The organism is Roseibium aestuarii (assembly GCF_008477545.1).
Taxonomy (GTDB): Bacteria; Pseudomonadota; Alphaproteobacteria; order Rhizobiales; family Stappiaceae; genus Roseibium; species Roseibium aestuarii.
In genome coordinates this window covers 1,745,508-1,760,630 of the sequence record NZ_VORA01000001.1, presented here as the reverse complement: position 1 = coordinate 1,760,630, position 15,123 = coordinate 1,745,508, and the positions used below count along the sequence as shown (strand labels likewise).

The window sequence follows — 15,123 nt, the reverse complement described above, 5'->3', positions numbered from 1 at the left end:
GGGCCTGTCAATTGTCGACAATCGGCTCTCATGGGAATATGTCTCCGTGAGACAGACGGAAGCGGTTGGCAGTGCGGGCGATGAACATGGAGAGAGACGGTTCGGAGACGGGCACGGCTATGGGCACGGGCATGGGCATGGACATGGACACGGGCACGGAGCGGGATCTGCCGCACCGGATCGCGGCGCAGATCAGTGACGGGATCCTGGCCGGGCGACATGCGCCGGGGGAGCGGCTCAACGAGCTGCAGCTGTCGCGTGAACTGGGGACCAGCCGGGCGCCGGTGCGCGAGGCCGCCCGCCTGCTGGAGGCGCAGGGGCTCGTGATCTCCCATCCCCGGCGGGGGTTCTTCGTGCGCACCCTGACTGCGCCCCAGCTCTATGACATGTATGATCTGCGTCTGGCGCTGGAGATCCATGCGGCCGGTCAGGCGCTGGAGCGGATCGGAGAGGCGGACATGGACCGGCTGCGCCATCAGGTGGGGCTGCTGCACGGGCTTGCCCGCTCGGCGCGTCCGGCGGAACAGGTTGCCGCCGACTATGCCTTCCACCGGATGCTTGCGAGCCTGTCCGGCAACGGGCGGCTCCTCAAGGTGCTGGATGACATCGCGCTCGACATGCGCGCCGGCATTGCGGTGATCGGACGGCTCTATGACGACCCGGCGCGGATCGCGCGCAACCACGATCCGATCCTGGAGGCGCTGGAGGCGCGCGATCCCCATCGGCTTGCCGCCGCGCTGCGGTTCCACATAGGCGAGGCCCGCGACCGGGTGGTGCCGCTGTTTTCCTCTCTTCCAACTTAAAGTAACGTCGATAAGTTATTTGACGCGCTGCGTCCTGCGTCACAAGGCTGGACGCTTGCGCAACAGACCTAGAGCCTCGGACACGGCCCATGCAGATACAGGCGATCACCTATTTCCTCGAACTGGTCAAATGCCGCTCGATCCGGCAGGCGGCCCAGTCTCTCGGCGTGTCGCCCACGGCGATCTCGCGGCAGATGGACAATCTGGAATATCATTTCGGTGCGCCGCTGATCGAGCGCGGGGCCCGTGGCATCGAGCTGACGGCCGCCGGAGAAGTGGTCGCCCAGCACCTGCGCACGGCGAGCCGGTCCTTCGATCAGGCGCAGCAGTTTGTCGATGACCTGCGTGGCCTGCGCCGCGGCGAGGTGAGCGTCTGCGTCAATGGCGCGGCGAGCGGATCGGTCATGGCTCATGCCATGGCCGGCTTCATGAAGGCCTTTCCCGCGATCCGCCTCAAGGTTCAGGAAACCTCGGCGCGCGAGGGACTGATGGCCGTCACCCGGGGGGATGCGGACATGGCGCTTACGATGTTCTCGCCCGAGGATGTGCGGGTGCGGGTGCGCGCCCAGGTGCCGATGGCCTATCGGGCGATCATGGCGCCCGACCATCCGGCGGCCGCCCTCCCGGTCCTGACGCTCGCCGATCTTCAGGCCTGGCCGCTGGCCCTGCCGGATCACGGCTATTCCCTGCGCCAGGCCATTGAGGCGCGGCTGCGGGCGGCGAAGCGCAGTCCGGCCGAGGTCGTCTTCACCACGGCCTCCATGACCGTGCAGAAGGAGCTGGCGCGGCTCGGGGCGGCTCTGCTGATTCTGCCCGAACTCTCCGTGGTGCGCGATCTGGAGCAGGGGCTGCTGGTGGCGCGGCCGCTTGGTGACGACGCGCAGGTGGACACGCGGCTCCAGCTCAGCCTGCCCCCTGACGCGCCCTTGAGTTTTGCCGCCGAACGATTTGCCCGCCATCTGGAAGACCTTCTTCAACGGAGCCTGTCTGCCCGTCCGTGACGGGCGTTGGCCGGCGACGACAAGGTGACGCCGGGGATCCTGCTGCTGCGCCACGCGTGCAACGGTTTCGGCAACGCTGCGTCCTCAAGAAAGGCATTGTGTGTCCGCTCCCGCCTCGTGCAGCCTGCTCTCAGACAGGAGGCGGCGCAGGACCGCCGGTGACGAGGAACAGGACAGGCATGACCCTTTCTGGCGATGTGATGGAGCGCAGCCCTTCGGCCAGGGCGCTCGAGGAAACGGTTCTCGATCAGTCCGCAGGCGCGGTGCTGGCGCAGTTTGCTGCCGGCGACATCTCGCCGGTCGACTACATGGAGGCGCTGATCGCCCGTGTCGAGGCACGTGAGCCAAAGGTCTGTGCGCTCTGGGATTTCCGGCCGGAAGCCGCATTGGAACAAGCCCGCGCGTCCGAGGCGCGCTGGCATGCGGGCACCCCTTGCGGTCCGCTCGACGGGATGCCGGTCACGCTCAAGGAGCTGATTGCCACCAAGGGGGATCCGGTGCCCAATGGCACGGCTGCCAGCGACATGACGCCGGCGAGTGACGATGCGCCTGCCGCGGCCCGGCTGCGCGAGGACGGGGCCATCTTTTTCGCCAAGACCACGTGCCCGGATTTCGGCATGCTCAGCTCCGGGCTTTCGACCTTCCATCATCTGAGCCGCAACCCCTGGGATCTGTTGGCCAACCCGGGTGGCTCCAGCGCCGGGTCCGGATCGGCGGGGGCCGCCGGTTATGGGCCGCTGCATGTGGGCACCGACATTGGCGGCTCCGTGCGCCTGCCGGCGGGCTGGACGGGCCTCTTCGGCTTCAAGGCCTCCCAGGGCCGGGTGCCTGCCTTCCCCTATTATCCGGGGCGCTGCATCGGTCCCATGACGCGCACCGTCGAAGACGGCATCCTCCTGATGAAATCCCTCAGCCGTCCGGACTGGCGCGATGCGACGTCGCTTCCGCCCATGACCGAGAGCTGGGACGTGGCGCCGATGGATCTGAGGGGCAAGCGGATCGGCTACATGGCGGAGGCTGGCTGCGGTCTCGGCGTGGACCGGGACGTGGCCGAAGCCGTGGCCGGGGCCGTGCGCTGGTTCGAGGCACAGGGCGCGGAGATCGTGCCGCTGGACGGGGTCCTGACCCGCACCATGCTGGACGGTCTCGACGATTTCTGGCGCGCCCGGTTCTGGGCCCAGATGGAAACCTTCTCCGAGGAGCGCAGGGCGAAGGTGCTGCCCTATATCCTGGACTGGGCGTCTGCGGCCTCGTCGCTCAGCGGTGCGCGGGTTGCGGCAGGGTTCGATCAGATGCTGGCGATCCGGCAGGCAACCGCACGGATCTTTACGCAGGTGGACCTGCTGCTGTCGCCGGTCAATCCGATCGTGAGCTTCCCGGCCGAATGGCCGTCGCCCACCAATGATCCGGCCAAGCCCTTCGAACATATCGCCTTCACCATGCCCTTCAACATGGGCGACCAGCCGGCCTGCTCGATCAACTGCGGCTTCTCGGAAAGCGGCATGCCGATCGGGTTGCAGATCGTGGCGCCGCGCTTCGGCGATCTGGACGTGCTGTCGGCGGCGCTCGCCTATGAGCAGGCACGCGGTCCGATCACCAACTGGCCGGAGCTCTGATGTCCAGGGCCGTGCGCATCTCAGGCCCGGCCTATGGTGCGCGCGGCCTGAATCATGAGCGGGGCGAACTGCTTCTCGAAGTCCTCCCGGGACCATTCGGCAAGCGATCCGGCCAAATGGATCGCCGCCACCGGATCGCCCTGGGCATTGAGGATCGCGACGCCCAGCGCGATCTCGCCGGTGAGGATCTGCTCGCGAGCGACCGCATAGCCGCGTTCGCGGGTTTCGGCCACGGCGCGTCTGAGGTCACGCAGGTCGGTGAGCGTGTGGGGCGTGTGGCGGATCCGGTCGGAGCGGTGAAGGATGTCCTCCACTTCCGCCTGATCCAGATGGGCCATGATCGCCCAGCCACCGGAGGTGCAGAAGAGCGGCACGCTGTTGCCGATGAGCGTGGAGGTGAGGATCTCCCGCTTGCTCTGGAGGCGGGTGGCATAGACCAGCCGCAGGTCGTCGCGCAGGCTCAGGTCCACGCGCTCGCGGGTCATGCGGCGCAGCTCCAGCAGGATCGGGTTGGCCTTGACCACCACCGGGTTCAGCCGCTGGAAGTCGAGCGTGTGGTCGAGGATGCGCAGTCCGGGCACATAGCCGCGATCATCCGGATCCCGGTCGATGTAGCCCAGCGCCCGGAGCGTGAAGATCATGCGCTGGACGGCGGAGCGGCCGAGCCCGGTGATGCGGCTGATGTCCTGAAGGGTGAGCGGCCGCGAGGTTTCATGAAACGCCGAGAGAACCTGCAGGGCGCGGTCGATGGACTGGACGAAGAGCGGGTCCTGGCGCGGGTCGGCCCGGGTGGTTTCCACCTGTCCGGTTCCGGCGGTGCCGAGGGCGACGGAGGTCGTGGATGGCTGGGCCGGACGGGCAGGGCGATGGGGGGTGCGGGCGCGCATTCTTTTTGGGCTCCTCGTGCCTGCAATTGCATCTGGCGGGCGATTGACCATGGAGGTTAATGTCCGTTAGCATAAAACTGATACTAGAGTATTGCAATGCGATACCTGAGGGGAAATTTCCCGCCACCGCTCGCAGGCCGTGCTTCGGATCCCGGTTCATCCGGTCAGGGATCCGGAGTTTTGCAGCGAGGGAGACCCGGAATAGTCATTCGGTCCGCTCTCCGGTGCGCGGACCAGACGACACGAGAGTGAGACGTGAGGCGGAGCGGGCAGTGCCCCTCGGCAAAGACAGGAGAAGAGAATGTCCAGACGGGTGGCGATTGCCGGGTTCCTTCATGAATCAAACTCCTTCGCGCCGACGCCTGCGACCTTCGAACGCTTTCTGGAAGGCGGCGGCCACCTGCCGCTGAGCCGGGGAGCGGAAATTCTCGAACGCTGTCCGGGTGTGAACATCGGCGCGGCCGGTGCCGTCGACTTCGGTCAGGCTGCCGGGTGGGAGCTGGTGCCGCTGCTGTGGACGGTGGCCATTCCCTCTGCTCCGGTCGAACGGGAGACGTTCGAGACCATTCTCGGTGAGCTGATTGCGCGGCTTGAGGCCGCCGGCCCGCTGGACGGGGTCTATCTGGACCTCCACGGCGCCATGGTCTGCGAACATCTCGACGATGGCGAGGGCGAGATCCTGGCGCGGGTGCGCGCAGCCGTCGGTCCGGACGTGCCGGTTGCGGCAACCCTCGACCTGCATGGCAATGTCACCGCCCGCATGGTGGAGATGGCCGATGTGCTGGTCGCCTATCGCACCTATCCCCACGTGGACATGGCCGAGAGCGGGCATCGCACGGCTGAGCAGCTGGAGCGTCTGATGGACCGGCGCGGGGCTGGGCTGGCGCCCTTCGCCAAGGCCTTCCGGCAGCTGCCGTTCCTGATCCCCATTCCCTGGCAGTCGACCGAGCTGGAGCCGGCGCGCGATCTCTATGTCCGTGTGGCGCAGGCGGAGACCGGGGTGGATGGGGTCACCTCGACCTCCTTCCTCATGGGTTTCCCGGCGGCCGACTTCGAGGATTGCCGCGGCTGCGTCCTGGCCTATGCCGGAGACCAATCCGCGGCGGCTGCGGCCGCCGATGCGCTGCTGTCGCAGATCGTCTCCCGGGAGGCGGAGTTCCAGGGCCTGGCGCATGACCCGGACGAGTGCGTTGCGCTTGCCATGTCCCTTGCCGCAAATGCCACGCGCCCGGTGGTGATTGCCGACACCCAGGACAACCCCGGTGCGGGTGGGGATTCCAACACCGCCGGCATGCTGGCCGCGCTGATTGCAGCCGATGCGCAGGATGCGGCGCTCGGCCTGATGGTCGACCCGGAGGCCGCGCAGCTTGCCCATGCGGCGGGCGAGGGCGCCGATGTCACCCTGACGCTGGGCGGCAAGTCGGGCGTGGCGGGCGACGAGCCATTGACCGCAACCTATCGGGTCGAGCGGCTCTCGGATGGACAGTTCATGGCCAAGGGGCCATTCTTCGGGGCAACCCACATGGATCTGGGCCCCTCCGCCTGTCTGCGGATCGGTGGCGTCCGGGTAGTGCTGGCGAGCCGCAAGGTGCAGATGGCCGATCAGGAGATGTACCGCTATGTCGGCATCGAGCCGACGGCGCAGAAGATCCTGGTGAACAAGAGCTCCGTGCATTTCCGGGCCGATTTCACGCCGATCGCGCAGACCATTCTGGTGGCGCGGGCGCCCGGGCCCATGGCCCTGCTGGCGCAGGATCTGCCGTTCCGGCGGCTGGCGAAAGGCGTGCGGCTCTCTCCTTGCGGGCCGGCCTTCGTGCCTGCCAGACTGGAGGTGGCAGACGCCGCCTCCTGACCTCTTGCGGAACGGGGTCCGACGAGATCCCGTCCGCCTTGAACCGGCCGGAAACAGGCCGGGAAACCATAAGCAAGCAATCACCTAACCAGATGGGATGTGTTGAAGATGCTGAGTTTCAAGGACAGCCTTCGGGAGAAGGCAGCATGGCTGCGCGGGGGCCGTACGCTCCAGGCGGGTCTGATCGCGGGTGCGCTTCTGAGCGGCACCGGTCTCGCGACCCCTTCCTTTGCCGAGGAAAAGGTCGTCACGGCGGTGATGCACTCGGGCCTAAGGGTCATCGACCCGGTCATTACCACCGCCCATATCGTGCGCAACCATGCCTACATGATCTATGACGTGCTGGTGGCGGTCGACGAAACCTTCAAGCCGCAGCCGCAGATGGCCAGCTGGGAGATTTCCGAGGACAAGAAGACCTACACCTTCACCCTGCGCGACGGTTTGAAGTTCCATGACGGCGCTCCGGTCACCTCCGCCGATGCGGTCGCATCCCTCAAGCGCTGGGGCGTAAAGGACAGCGGCGGCCAGCTCATCTTCGACGTGACGGAGAGCCTGGAGCCCAAGGACGACAAGGTCTTCGTCTGGACGCTCAAGGAACCCTACGCGCCGCTGATCGACACGATCGCCAAGATGTCGGCGCTGCCGCCCTTCATCATGCCGGCAGCGGTTGCCGCGACGCCTGCAACCGAGTCCATCACCTCCTTCATCGGCTCCGGCCCGTTCAAGTTCGTCGAGGCGGAATATCAGCCGGGCGTGAGCGTGACCTATGTGAAGAACGAGGACTATGTGCCGCGTTCCGAACCGGCGAGCTGGATGGCCGGCGGCAAGGTCGTGAACGTGGACAAGGTCAAGTGGGTCACCATGCCCGACAGCCAGACCACCATCAACGCGCTGCTCTCCGGTGAAGTCGACTACATGGAGCAGGTGCCGGTGGATCTTCTGCCGATCCTGGAAGGCAGCGACGACGTGGTGGCGGAAGTCCGCGATCCGCTCGGCTACCAGACCATCGGCCGCATGAACTTCCTCTATCCTCCGTTTGACAACGTGAAGGTGCGCAAGGCTGCGCTCATGGCGCTCAGCCAGGAAGACGTGCTCGGCACCCTGATCGGCAACCCGGACTATTACAAAGTCTGCGGTGCGGTCTTCGGCTGCGGCACGCCGCTGGAAGACGAGGCCGGCGCCGAGACCCTGATCAATGGTGGTGATCTGGAAGGGGCCAAGAAGGCCCTGGCCGAAAGCGGCTATGACGGAACGCCGGTGGTGCTGATGCAGCCGACCGACGTGCCGACCATCTCCGCTCAGCCGATCGTCGCGGCTCAGGCCCTGCGCGAAGCCGGCTTCAACGTCGACATGCAGGCCATGGACTGGCAGACCCTCGTCGGTCGCCGCGCCAGCCAGGCGAAGCCCGCGGAAGGCGGCTGGAACCTGTTCTTCACCAACTGGGGCGTGCCGGAAATCAACACTCCGCTCATCAACCCGATGCTGAACGGCCGTGGCAACGATGCCTGGTTCGGCTGGCCGACGGACGAGAAGCTGGAAGCCCTGCGCAAGGACTTCATCGCCGCGGAGACCGCTGACGATCAGGCCACCGTTGCCAAGCAGATCCAGGCTCATGCGCTGGACGTGGTCAACTACATCCCGCTCGGCCAGTATCTGTCGCCCCAGGCCCGCACCACCAAGCTCGTCGACATGATCGGCTCACCGGTGCCGGTGTTCTGGAACCTGAAGAAGGAAGACTGATGGGGCAGGGCGGTCGCCCGGGAACTGCCCGGGGGATCGCCCGTCTCCGGTCCGTGTGAAAGAGCGCGGACCTTCGGACACTGTCTCCGTCTTCTCCCCTTTAGGCGGAGACACGACAGGAAGCCGGGGCGAAGACGCAGCCCTTTGTCCCGGTTTCCATCCAGAACATCAACGACACTCGAACGAGAGGGGCCAGCCGGCCGATGCTTGGCTATATCCTGAAACGACTACTCGCCGTGGTGCCGGTCATCGTCTTCGTGGCGATCTTCGTCTTCCTCCTGCTGCGGCTCACACCCGGCGATCCGGCAGCCATCATTGCCGGAGACGCGGCCACGCCCGCGCAGCTCGAGAAGATCCGCGCGTCCCTGGGCTTGAGCGAACCCATCCTGGTACAGTTTGCCACCTGGATCGGCCATCTGGTGCGTGGCGATCTGGGCATCTCCCTGATCTCCAACATTCCCGTCACCGAGCTGATCGGTCAGCGGATCTGGCCGACCATCAACATCGCGCTTCTCACCATCTGCCTGTCGGTGCTGATTGCCGTGCCCATGGGGGTGATCGCGGCCTGGAAACATCGCACCTGGGCCGACTACGCGGTGATGACCTTCTCCGTTCTCGGCTTTTCCGTGCCGGTCTTCGTCATTGGCTACATCTTCATCCAGGTCTTCTCCATCCAGCTGCGCTGGCTGCCCGTGCAGGGCTATACGGCCCCTGGGGATGACTTCGGCAAGTTCCTGTCGCGGGCGATCCTGCCCTGCCTGACGCTGGCGACCATCTATGTGGCTCTGATCGCCCGCATGACCCGTGCCAGCATGCTCGAGGTGCTCGGCGAGGACTTCATCCGCACCGCCCGGGCCAAGGGCGTGGGCGAGACGCTCGTTCTCTTCCGCCATGCCCTGCGCAATGCGGCCGTGCCCATCCTGACGATCATCGGCACCGGCTTTGCCCTGCTGATCTCGGGCGTGGTGGTCACAGAAAGCGTCTTCAACATTCCCGGCATCGGCCGGCTCACGGTGGATGCGATCCTGGCGCGGGACTATCCCGTCATCCAGGCCATGATCCTGCTCACCAGCGCCATCTATGTCTTCATCAACCTGATGATCGACGTCGCCTACAGCCTTATCGACCCGAGGATCCGGTACTGATGTCTGATGCCATGACCCCTGCTTCCCGGCTTCAGCCGGTTCTGGGCCTCCTGTCCCTTCCCGGGCAGATGCGGCGGCTGGGCGGCGGCCCGATGATTGCCGCTCTCGTGCTTGTGCTCATCGTGATCGCCGCGATCTTTGCGCCGCTCTACATTCCCCATGACCCGCTCACCATCAACGCCACCCAGCGGCTGAAGGGCCCGAGCGAAATGTTCCCGCTGGGCACGGACGCCTTCGGGCGCGATCTCTTCTCCCGCGTGGTGATGGGCGCGCGCGTGTCGCTCTTCATCGGGGTGGGCGCTGCAGTCGTATCCGTGGCGCTGGGCCTTGCGATCGGTCTGGTCTCCGGCTTCTTCCGCCTGGCGGACGCCATCATCATGCGCTTCATGGATGCGCTGATGGCCATCCCCTCGATCCTGCTGGCCATCGCGCTGGTGGCGCTCAACGGGCCGAGCCTGTGGTCGGTGATTGCCGCCATCACCCTGCCGGAGATCCCGCGCGTGGTGCGGCTCGTGCGCTCGGTGGTGCTCTCCGTTCGCGAGGAGCCTTATGTGGAGGCGGCGATTTCGCTGGGATCCTCCATGCCGAAGATCCTCTGGCAGCATCTGATGCCGAACACGCTCGCCCCGCTCACCGTGCAGGGCACCTATATCTGCGCCTCCGCCATCCTCACCGAGGCGATCCTGTCCTTCCTGGGCGCGGGCGTCAGCACCGAGATCCCGACCTGGGGCAACATCATGGCCGAGGGGCGGGTCTACTTCCAGATCAAGCCGTCGCTCATCTTCTGGCCCGGCCTGATGCTCTCCCTCTGCATCCTGTCCATCAACCTTCTGGGCGACACGGCGCGCGATCTGCTCGACCCGCGCCTGCGCAAGCGGGAGGGATAAGTCCATGCTGTTCAAGACCAAGAGTTTCGACGACGCACCGGTGGTACTCTCCATCGAGGACCTGACCGTGCGCCTCTCCGGTGTCAACGACACGGTGCGGCCGGTGCTCGACCGCATTTCCTTCCAGATCCGGGCAGGGGAAACCGTCTGCCTGGTGGGGGAAAGCGGCTCCGGCAAGTCGGTCACGTCGCTGGCGACCATGGGGCTGCTGCCCAAGGGGGCGCTGGAGGTGAGCAACGGGCGGATCATGCTCGGGGAGACCAACCTCCTGTCGCTGAGCGCCGGTCAGATGCGCGACATGCGGGCCCGCAACCTCTCCATGGTGTTCCAGGAGCCGATGACGGCGCTGAATCCGGTGATGCGGGTTGGGGCCCAGATCGAGGAGGTGCTCGACACACACATGCGTCTCTCCAAGAAGGAGAAGAAGGCGCGGGTGCTCGACATCATGGAGCAGGTCCATCTGCCGGATGTGGAGCGGATCTACCGGTCCTTCCCGCATCAGCTTTCCGGCGGGCAGCGCCAGCGCATCATGATCGCCATGGCGCTGATCCTGGAACCGAAGCTGCTGATTGCCGACGAGCCGACCACGGCGCTGGATGTCACCACCCAGCGGCAGATCCTCTCGCTCATTGCCGAGCTTCAAGAAAAGCACGGCACGGCGGTTCTCTTCATCACCCATGACATGGGTGTCGTGGCCGAGATCGCCGACACCGTGCAGGTGATGAAGCATGGCGAGCTGGTGGAGCGCGCGCCCGTGGAAACCCTCTTGAGGAACCCGCAGGAGGATTACACCAAGAGCCTGCTGCGGGCCGTGCCGAGCCTGACCCCGCGCCCCGAGCGGGTCTCGAAACCGCCCAAGGGCGGGCCGGCGCTTTCGGTCGAGGACCTGAACAAGACCTATGGCTCGTCGGGGTGGTTCGTGAACCGCTCCACGACGCTTGCCGCGCGGGATGTCAGCTTCGACATTCCCGCCGGACGGACGCTCGGGATCGTCGGCGAGAGCGGGTCGGGCAAGTCCACCGTCGCCCGCTGCATCATGCGCCTGATCGATCCGACCGAGGGATCGGTCCGCGTGGCGGGCACGGAGATCGCGCGCCTGTCGCGGGCGGATCTGCGGCCGCATCGCAAGCACATTCAGATCGTCTTCCAGGATCCATTCCGCTCGCTCAATCCGCGCTGGACTGTCGGGCGCTCGCTCGTGGAAGGGCCGCTGAACCTGGGCCAGGACAAGGCTTCTGCCATGGCGAGGGCGCGGGAGCTGATGGCACTGGTCGGCCTGCCCGAGGATGCGGTGGACCGCTATCCGCACCAGTTCTCCGGTGGTCAGCGCCAGCGCATCGCCATTGCGCGGGCCATTGCCATGGAGCCGGACGTGCTTGTGGCCGACGAGGCCGTCTCCGCGCTGGATGTGTCGGTGCAGGCTCAGGTGCTGGACCTGCTCGACGAGCTGCAGCAGAAGCTCGGCATTGCCATTCTCTTCATCACCCACGACCTGCGCGTCGCGGCCCAGATCTGTGACGAGGTGATCGTCATGCAGAAGGGGCGGGTGGTCGAGCATGGCAAGGCGGGTGCGGTTCTGGCGGATCCGCAGCATCCCTACACCCGCTCGCTGATCGAGGCCGCGCCCGGCCGCGCCTGGGACTTTGCCAATTTCCGTGAACTGGGCGCGCTTGCCGCCCAGTAGCGTCTCGCGTCCCCTCAATCCCCCCTTGTCGCGCCGCCGGCTTCCGGCGGCGCAAATGCCCCCTTCGAGGAATATTCATCATGCCAGTCCTGGAACGTATCGCGCAGTTTGCCCATGAGCTGACGGCCCTGCGGCAAGACATCCACGCCCATCCGGAAATCGGCTTCGAGGAGACCCGCACCTCCGGGATCGTTGCCGAGCTTCTGGAAAGCTGGGGCATCGAGGTTCATCGCGGTGTCGGCAAGACCGGTGTCGTCGGCGTGCTTCAGGGCAAGCTCGGTGAAGGGCGCTCCATCGGCCTGCGGGCGGACATGGATGCCCTGCCCATGGAAGAGCAGACCAATCTGCCTTACCGCTCTCAGAATCCCGGCCGCTTCCACGGCTGCGGCCACGATGGTCACACGACCATGCTGCTGGGGGCTGCGCGCTATCTGGCGGAAACCCGTGACTTTGCCGGACGGGTGGTGTTCATCTTCCAGCCGGCCGAAGAGGGGCTTGGCGGGGCGCGGGCCATGCTGGCCGACGGGCTCTTCGAGCGCTTCCCCTGCGATGAGGTCTACGGGATGCACAACAACCCGCTGGCGCGACCCAATCTGGTGGAAGTGCGCTCCGGCGTCGCCATGGCGGGGGCCACGTTCTTCGACATTGAGATCGTCGGCCGGGGCAGCCACGGGGCAGCCCCCCATCTCTCCAAGGATCCGATCGTTATCGGCTCGTCCCTCGTCCAGGCGCTGCAGAGCATCGTCAGCCGCAATGTCGATCCGGTCCATTCGGCGGTGGTGTCGGTGACGATGATGCATTCGGGCTCGGCCTATAACGTGGTGCCGGACCGGGCCGTGATCTCGGGAACCATCCGCTTCTTCGATGATGCGGTGCGCGACATGATTCATGAACGAATCCAGGATCTTTGCGCCGGGTTTGAAACCAGTTACCGAGTTTCGGTGAAGCCGGATCTGCGGCCGATCTTCTCCGTTCTGCGCAATGACCCGGAGCTGTCGCGGGAGTATCTGGAGGCGGCGGCCGAGATCGTAGGAGCAGAGCTGACCACCGCCGATAAGGAGCTGGTCACCGGGTCGGAGGACTTCGCCGACATGCTGAATGCGGTGCCCGGCGCCTATTGCAACATCGGCCACAGCGGCGGGATCCCGGTGCACAATCCGGCCTTCGTGCTGGATGACGCCATTTTGCCCGTCGGGGCCAGCATCTACGCCCGTATCGCCGAACGCCGCCTGGCAGCGTGACGGCCTGCCCCCATCTCACCCATTCGGGATCCATGACCATGAACTTTCAGGACCTGCCTTTCGACAGCGCGGCCATTCTGGCCGGGCTGAAGCCCTGGGTGCTTTGCGAGAGCCCCACCTATGACCCTTCGGCGGTCAATCGCATGATGGATCTGGCGGCCTATGAGCTGGCCGCGCTTGGCGCGGAGATCGAGCGCATTCCCGGCCGCATGGGCTTTGGCGGATCGCTACGGGCGCGGCTGCCCCACAAGGACAGGGGCAAGCCGGGCATCCTGCTGTCGGGCCATCTCGACACGGTCCATCCGGTAGGCACGCTGGCGACGCTGCCCTTCCGGGTGGAGGGCAACAAGGCCTATGGGCCAGGCATTCAGGACATGAAGGGCGGCAACTACGTCTGTCTGGAGGCCCTGCGCCAGATCGTGAAGGCGGGCTGGGAAACGCCGCTGCCCGTCACCGTGCTCTTCACTCCGGACGAGGAAGTGGGCACGCCCTCGACCCGAGACCTGATCGAGATGGAAGCCCGGCGCAACAAGTATGTGCTGGTGCCCGAACCCGCCAAGCCGGACGGTGGCTGCGTCACCGGGCGCTATGCGATTGCCCGCTTCAACCTGCGCTCGGTCGGGCGCCCAAGCCATGCGGGCTGGGCGCTCAAGGATGGCCGCTCGGCCATCGCGCTGATGGCGAAGAAGCTCCTGGAAGTGGAAGCCATGACCACCGAGGATTGCACCTTCTCGGTCGGGGTGATCCATGCGGGCCAGTGGGTGAACTGCGTGTCGTCGGAATGCGTGGGCGAGGCGCTGTCCATGGCCAAGCGGCAGGCGGATCTGGACAAGGGCGTCGAGGCGATGCTGGCGCTCAGTGACGACAGCGGCGACGTGGTCTTCGAGGTCACCCGCGGTGTGACGCGGCCGGTGTGGGAGCCGGATGCGGGCACCATGGCGCTCTATGAGATCACCCGGACGATCGCCGGCGAAATCGGCTTCGATCTGCCCCATGGCAGCGCGGGCGGCGGGTCGGATGGCAATTTCACCGGAGCGCTCGGCATTCCGACCATCGATTCCATCGGGGTGCGCGGGGCCGGTCTTCATACGCTCAACGAGCATATCGAGATCGACAGTCTGGCCGAGCGGGCCAAGCTTGCCGCAGGGCTCTTCCTGCGCCTGACCTGAGTGCCTGAGGTCTGCATCAGGGCCAAGGACCTGGACACGAGACACAGGGGGGCGTTGCGGTTTACCGCGGCGCCCATTTTTCGTGTCTTCCCGCTAGAGCGGCGCGCCCTCAAGACTGGAAAGGAAGGCGCTGATGGCGGCAACCCGGGTCATGTCCGGCGCGCAGACGGCAAAATGGGACAAGGCCAGATTCGGATCCTCGATCAGCAGTCCGCGGAAGCGCGGGTCGGCCTCGATCTCCGCTGCCATGGCGATGCCGAAGCCGTTTCCGGCCAGGATCAGCGTCGCGATCGAGCCCCATGAGCCGAGCGCCAGGATGGTCTTCGGGGTGATGCGCTGCAGGCGGGCGGCCGCCTCGAAGATCCGTCGCGTGCCCGAGCTCGTTTCGCGCTGGATGAGCGGCAGGGCCGCCAGTTCGGCCCAGGTGAGTGTCTGCCGGGCCGCCATCTCGTGGGATGCGGGCACCACCACGACGATCCGGGTGTGGGCCAGGGGCACCGCGTGATAGCCGGTCGGGGCCTCGCGCGCGGTGACAAAGGCCAGATCCAGGTCTCCCTCCTCGAGCAGGTCCATGAGGTCCTGACTGGCGGCCGCCCTGGCCTCGATCCGCAGCTCCGGATAGCGGGTCATGAAACGGGAGATCAGGGGAATGGCGAGCTGATAGGTCGAGTAGCCGATGCGCAGCTCGCCGGCCCCCAGCGCCCCGCGCCGGCTCAGATCCGCCTCCAGATCGGCTGCAAGCGCCAGCAGGGCACGGATGCGGGGCAGCAGCCGCTGCAGGGCCGGCGTCGGCTCGGCCGTGTAGCCGGTCTTGGTGAAGAGCCGGGTCTTGTAGCGGGTCTCCAGGGCCTGAACGTGGTTGGAGACGGAGGGCTGGGCGATGCCGAGCTGACGGGCGGCCTGCGTGAAACTGCCGGTGCGGGCCACCGCCTCCAGAGCCTGGAGCTGGCTGATGCTGAGCTTCTCGCGGCCTCGGGGGCTCATGGGGGCCTCATTCGGGGGCTTGCGTGCAGTGGCGGGGGCCGTGTGGCGCCTGTCGGGTGGCGTCCGCTGTGAGAGCGCGGACAGGCTTCTGATACGACAGCGTGCGGCCTCCCG

The 15,123-nt window shown here is 66.2% G+C and carries 12 protein-coding genes; 10 read left to right on the top strand and 2 right to left on the bottom strand.

Annotated elements, in window-relative coordinates; all coding sequences use genetic code 11:
- Positions 1–80: 80 nt before the first annotated feature.
- The 3 genes from FR728_RS07475 (at position 81) to FR728_RS07465 (ending at position 3,420) form a co-directional block, all read left to right on the top strand.
- The gene (locus FR728_RS07475; RefSeq protein ID WP_244304419.1) at positions 81–803 is read left to right on the top strand and encodes a GntR family transcriptional regulator; all 723 of its coding nucleotides are present in this window, start codon (positions 81–83) and stop codon (positions 801–803) included.
- An 89-nt stretch (positions 804–892) separates the two neighbouring features.
- Positions 893–1,804: a LysR family transcriptional regulator gene (locus FR728_RS07470; protein ID WP_149891944.1), complete on the top strand. Its 912-nt coding sequence runs from the start codon at positions 893–895 to the stop codon at positions 1,802–1,804.
- A 179-nt stretch (positions 1,805–1,983) separates the two neighbouring features.
- Positions 1,984–3,420, top strand: a complete 1,437-nt coding sequence (locus FR728_RS07465; protein ID WP_244304417.1) for an amidase — start codon at positions 1,984–1,986, stop codon at positions 3,418–3,420.
- A gap of 20 nt (positions 3,421–3,440) precedes the next feature.
- Here FR728_RS07465 and FR728_RS07460 read toward each other — a convergent pair whose 3' ends face one another.
- Positions 3,441–4,307: an IclR family transcriptional regulator gene (locus tag FR728_RS07460; protein ID WP_149891943.1), complete on the bottom strand. Its 867-nt coding sequence runs from the start codon at positions 4,305–4,307 to the stop codon at positions 3,441–3,443.
- 301 nt (positions 4,308–4,608) lie between these two features.
- On the opposite strand from FR728_RS07460, the gene FR728_RS07455 reads away from it, so the two are divergent.
- The 7 genes from FR728_RS07455 (at position 4,609) to FR728_RS07425 (ending at position 14,025) form a co-directional block, all read left to right on the top strand.
- Entirely contained in the window at positions 4,609–6,159 is a 1,551-nt protein-coding gene (locus tag FR728_RS07455; protein WP_149891942.1) for a M81 family metallopeptidase, read from the top strand.
- 108 nt (positions 6,160–6,267) lie between these two features.
- Positions 6,268–7,899, top strand: a complete 1,632-nt coding sequence (locus FR728_RS07450; RefSeq protein ID WP_149891941.1) for an ABC transporter substrate-binding protein — start codon at positions 6,268–6,270, stop codon at positions 7,897–7,899.
- Between the two features lie 203 nt (positions 7,900–8,102).
- Complete coding sequence (locus FR728_RS07445) at positions 8,103–9,044, top strand: ABC transporter permease (protein ID WP_149891940.1); 942 nt, start codon at positions 8,103–8,105, stop codon at positions 9,042–9,044.
- Positions 9,045–9,112: 68 nt separating this feature from the next.
- Positions 9,113–9,931 carry an ABC transporter permease gene (locus FR728_RS07440; protein WP_244304485.1) on the top strand — a complete coding sequence of 273 codons (819 nt, stop codon included), beginning with the start codon at positions 9,113–9,115 and terminating at the stop codon, positions 9,929–9,931.
- A gap of 4 nt (positions 9,932–9,935) precedes the next feature.
- Positions 9,936–11,615 carry an ABC transporter ATP-binding protein gene (locus FR728_RS07435; RefSeq protein ID WP_149891938.1) on the top strand — a complete coding sequence of 560 codons (1,680 nt, stop codon included), beginning with the start codon at positions 9,936–9,938 and terminating at the stop codon, positions 11,613–11,615.
- A gap of 80 nt (positions 11,616–11,695) precedes the next feature.
- Entirely contained in the window at positions 11,696–12,856 is a 1,161-nt protein-coding gene (locus FR728_RS07430) for a M20 aminoacylase family protein (RefSeq protein WP_149891937.1), read from the top strand.
- Between the two features lie 38 nt (positions 12,857–12,894).
- On the top strand, positions 12,895–14,025 hold the full coding sequence (locus FR728_RS07425; RefSeq protein ID WP_149891936.1) for a M20/M25/M40 family metallo-hydrolase: 1,131 nt from the start codon (positions 12,895–12,897) through the stop codon (positions 14,023–14,025).
- A 93-nt stretch (positions 14,026–14,118) separates the two neighbouring features.
- Here the strand turns inward: FR728_RS07425 and FR728_RS07420 are convergent, their stop codons facing one another.
- Positions 14,119–15,009: a LysR family transcriptional regulator gene (locus FR728_RS07420; RefSeq protein ID WP_149891935.1), complete on the bottom strand. Its 891-nt coding sequence runs from the start codon at positions 15,007–15,009 to the stop codon at positions 14,119–14,121.
- Positions 15,010–15,123 lie beyond the last annotated feature (114 nt).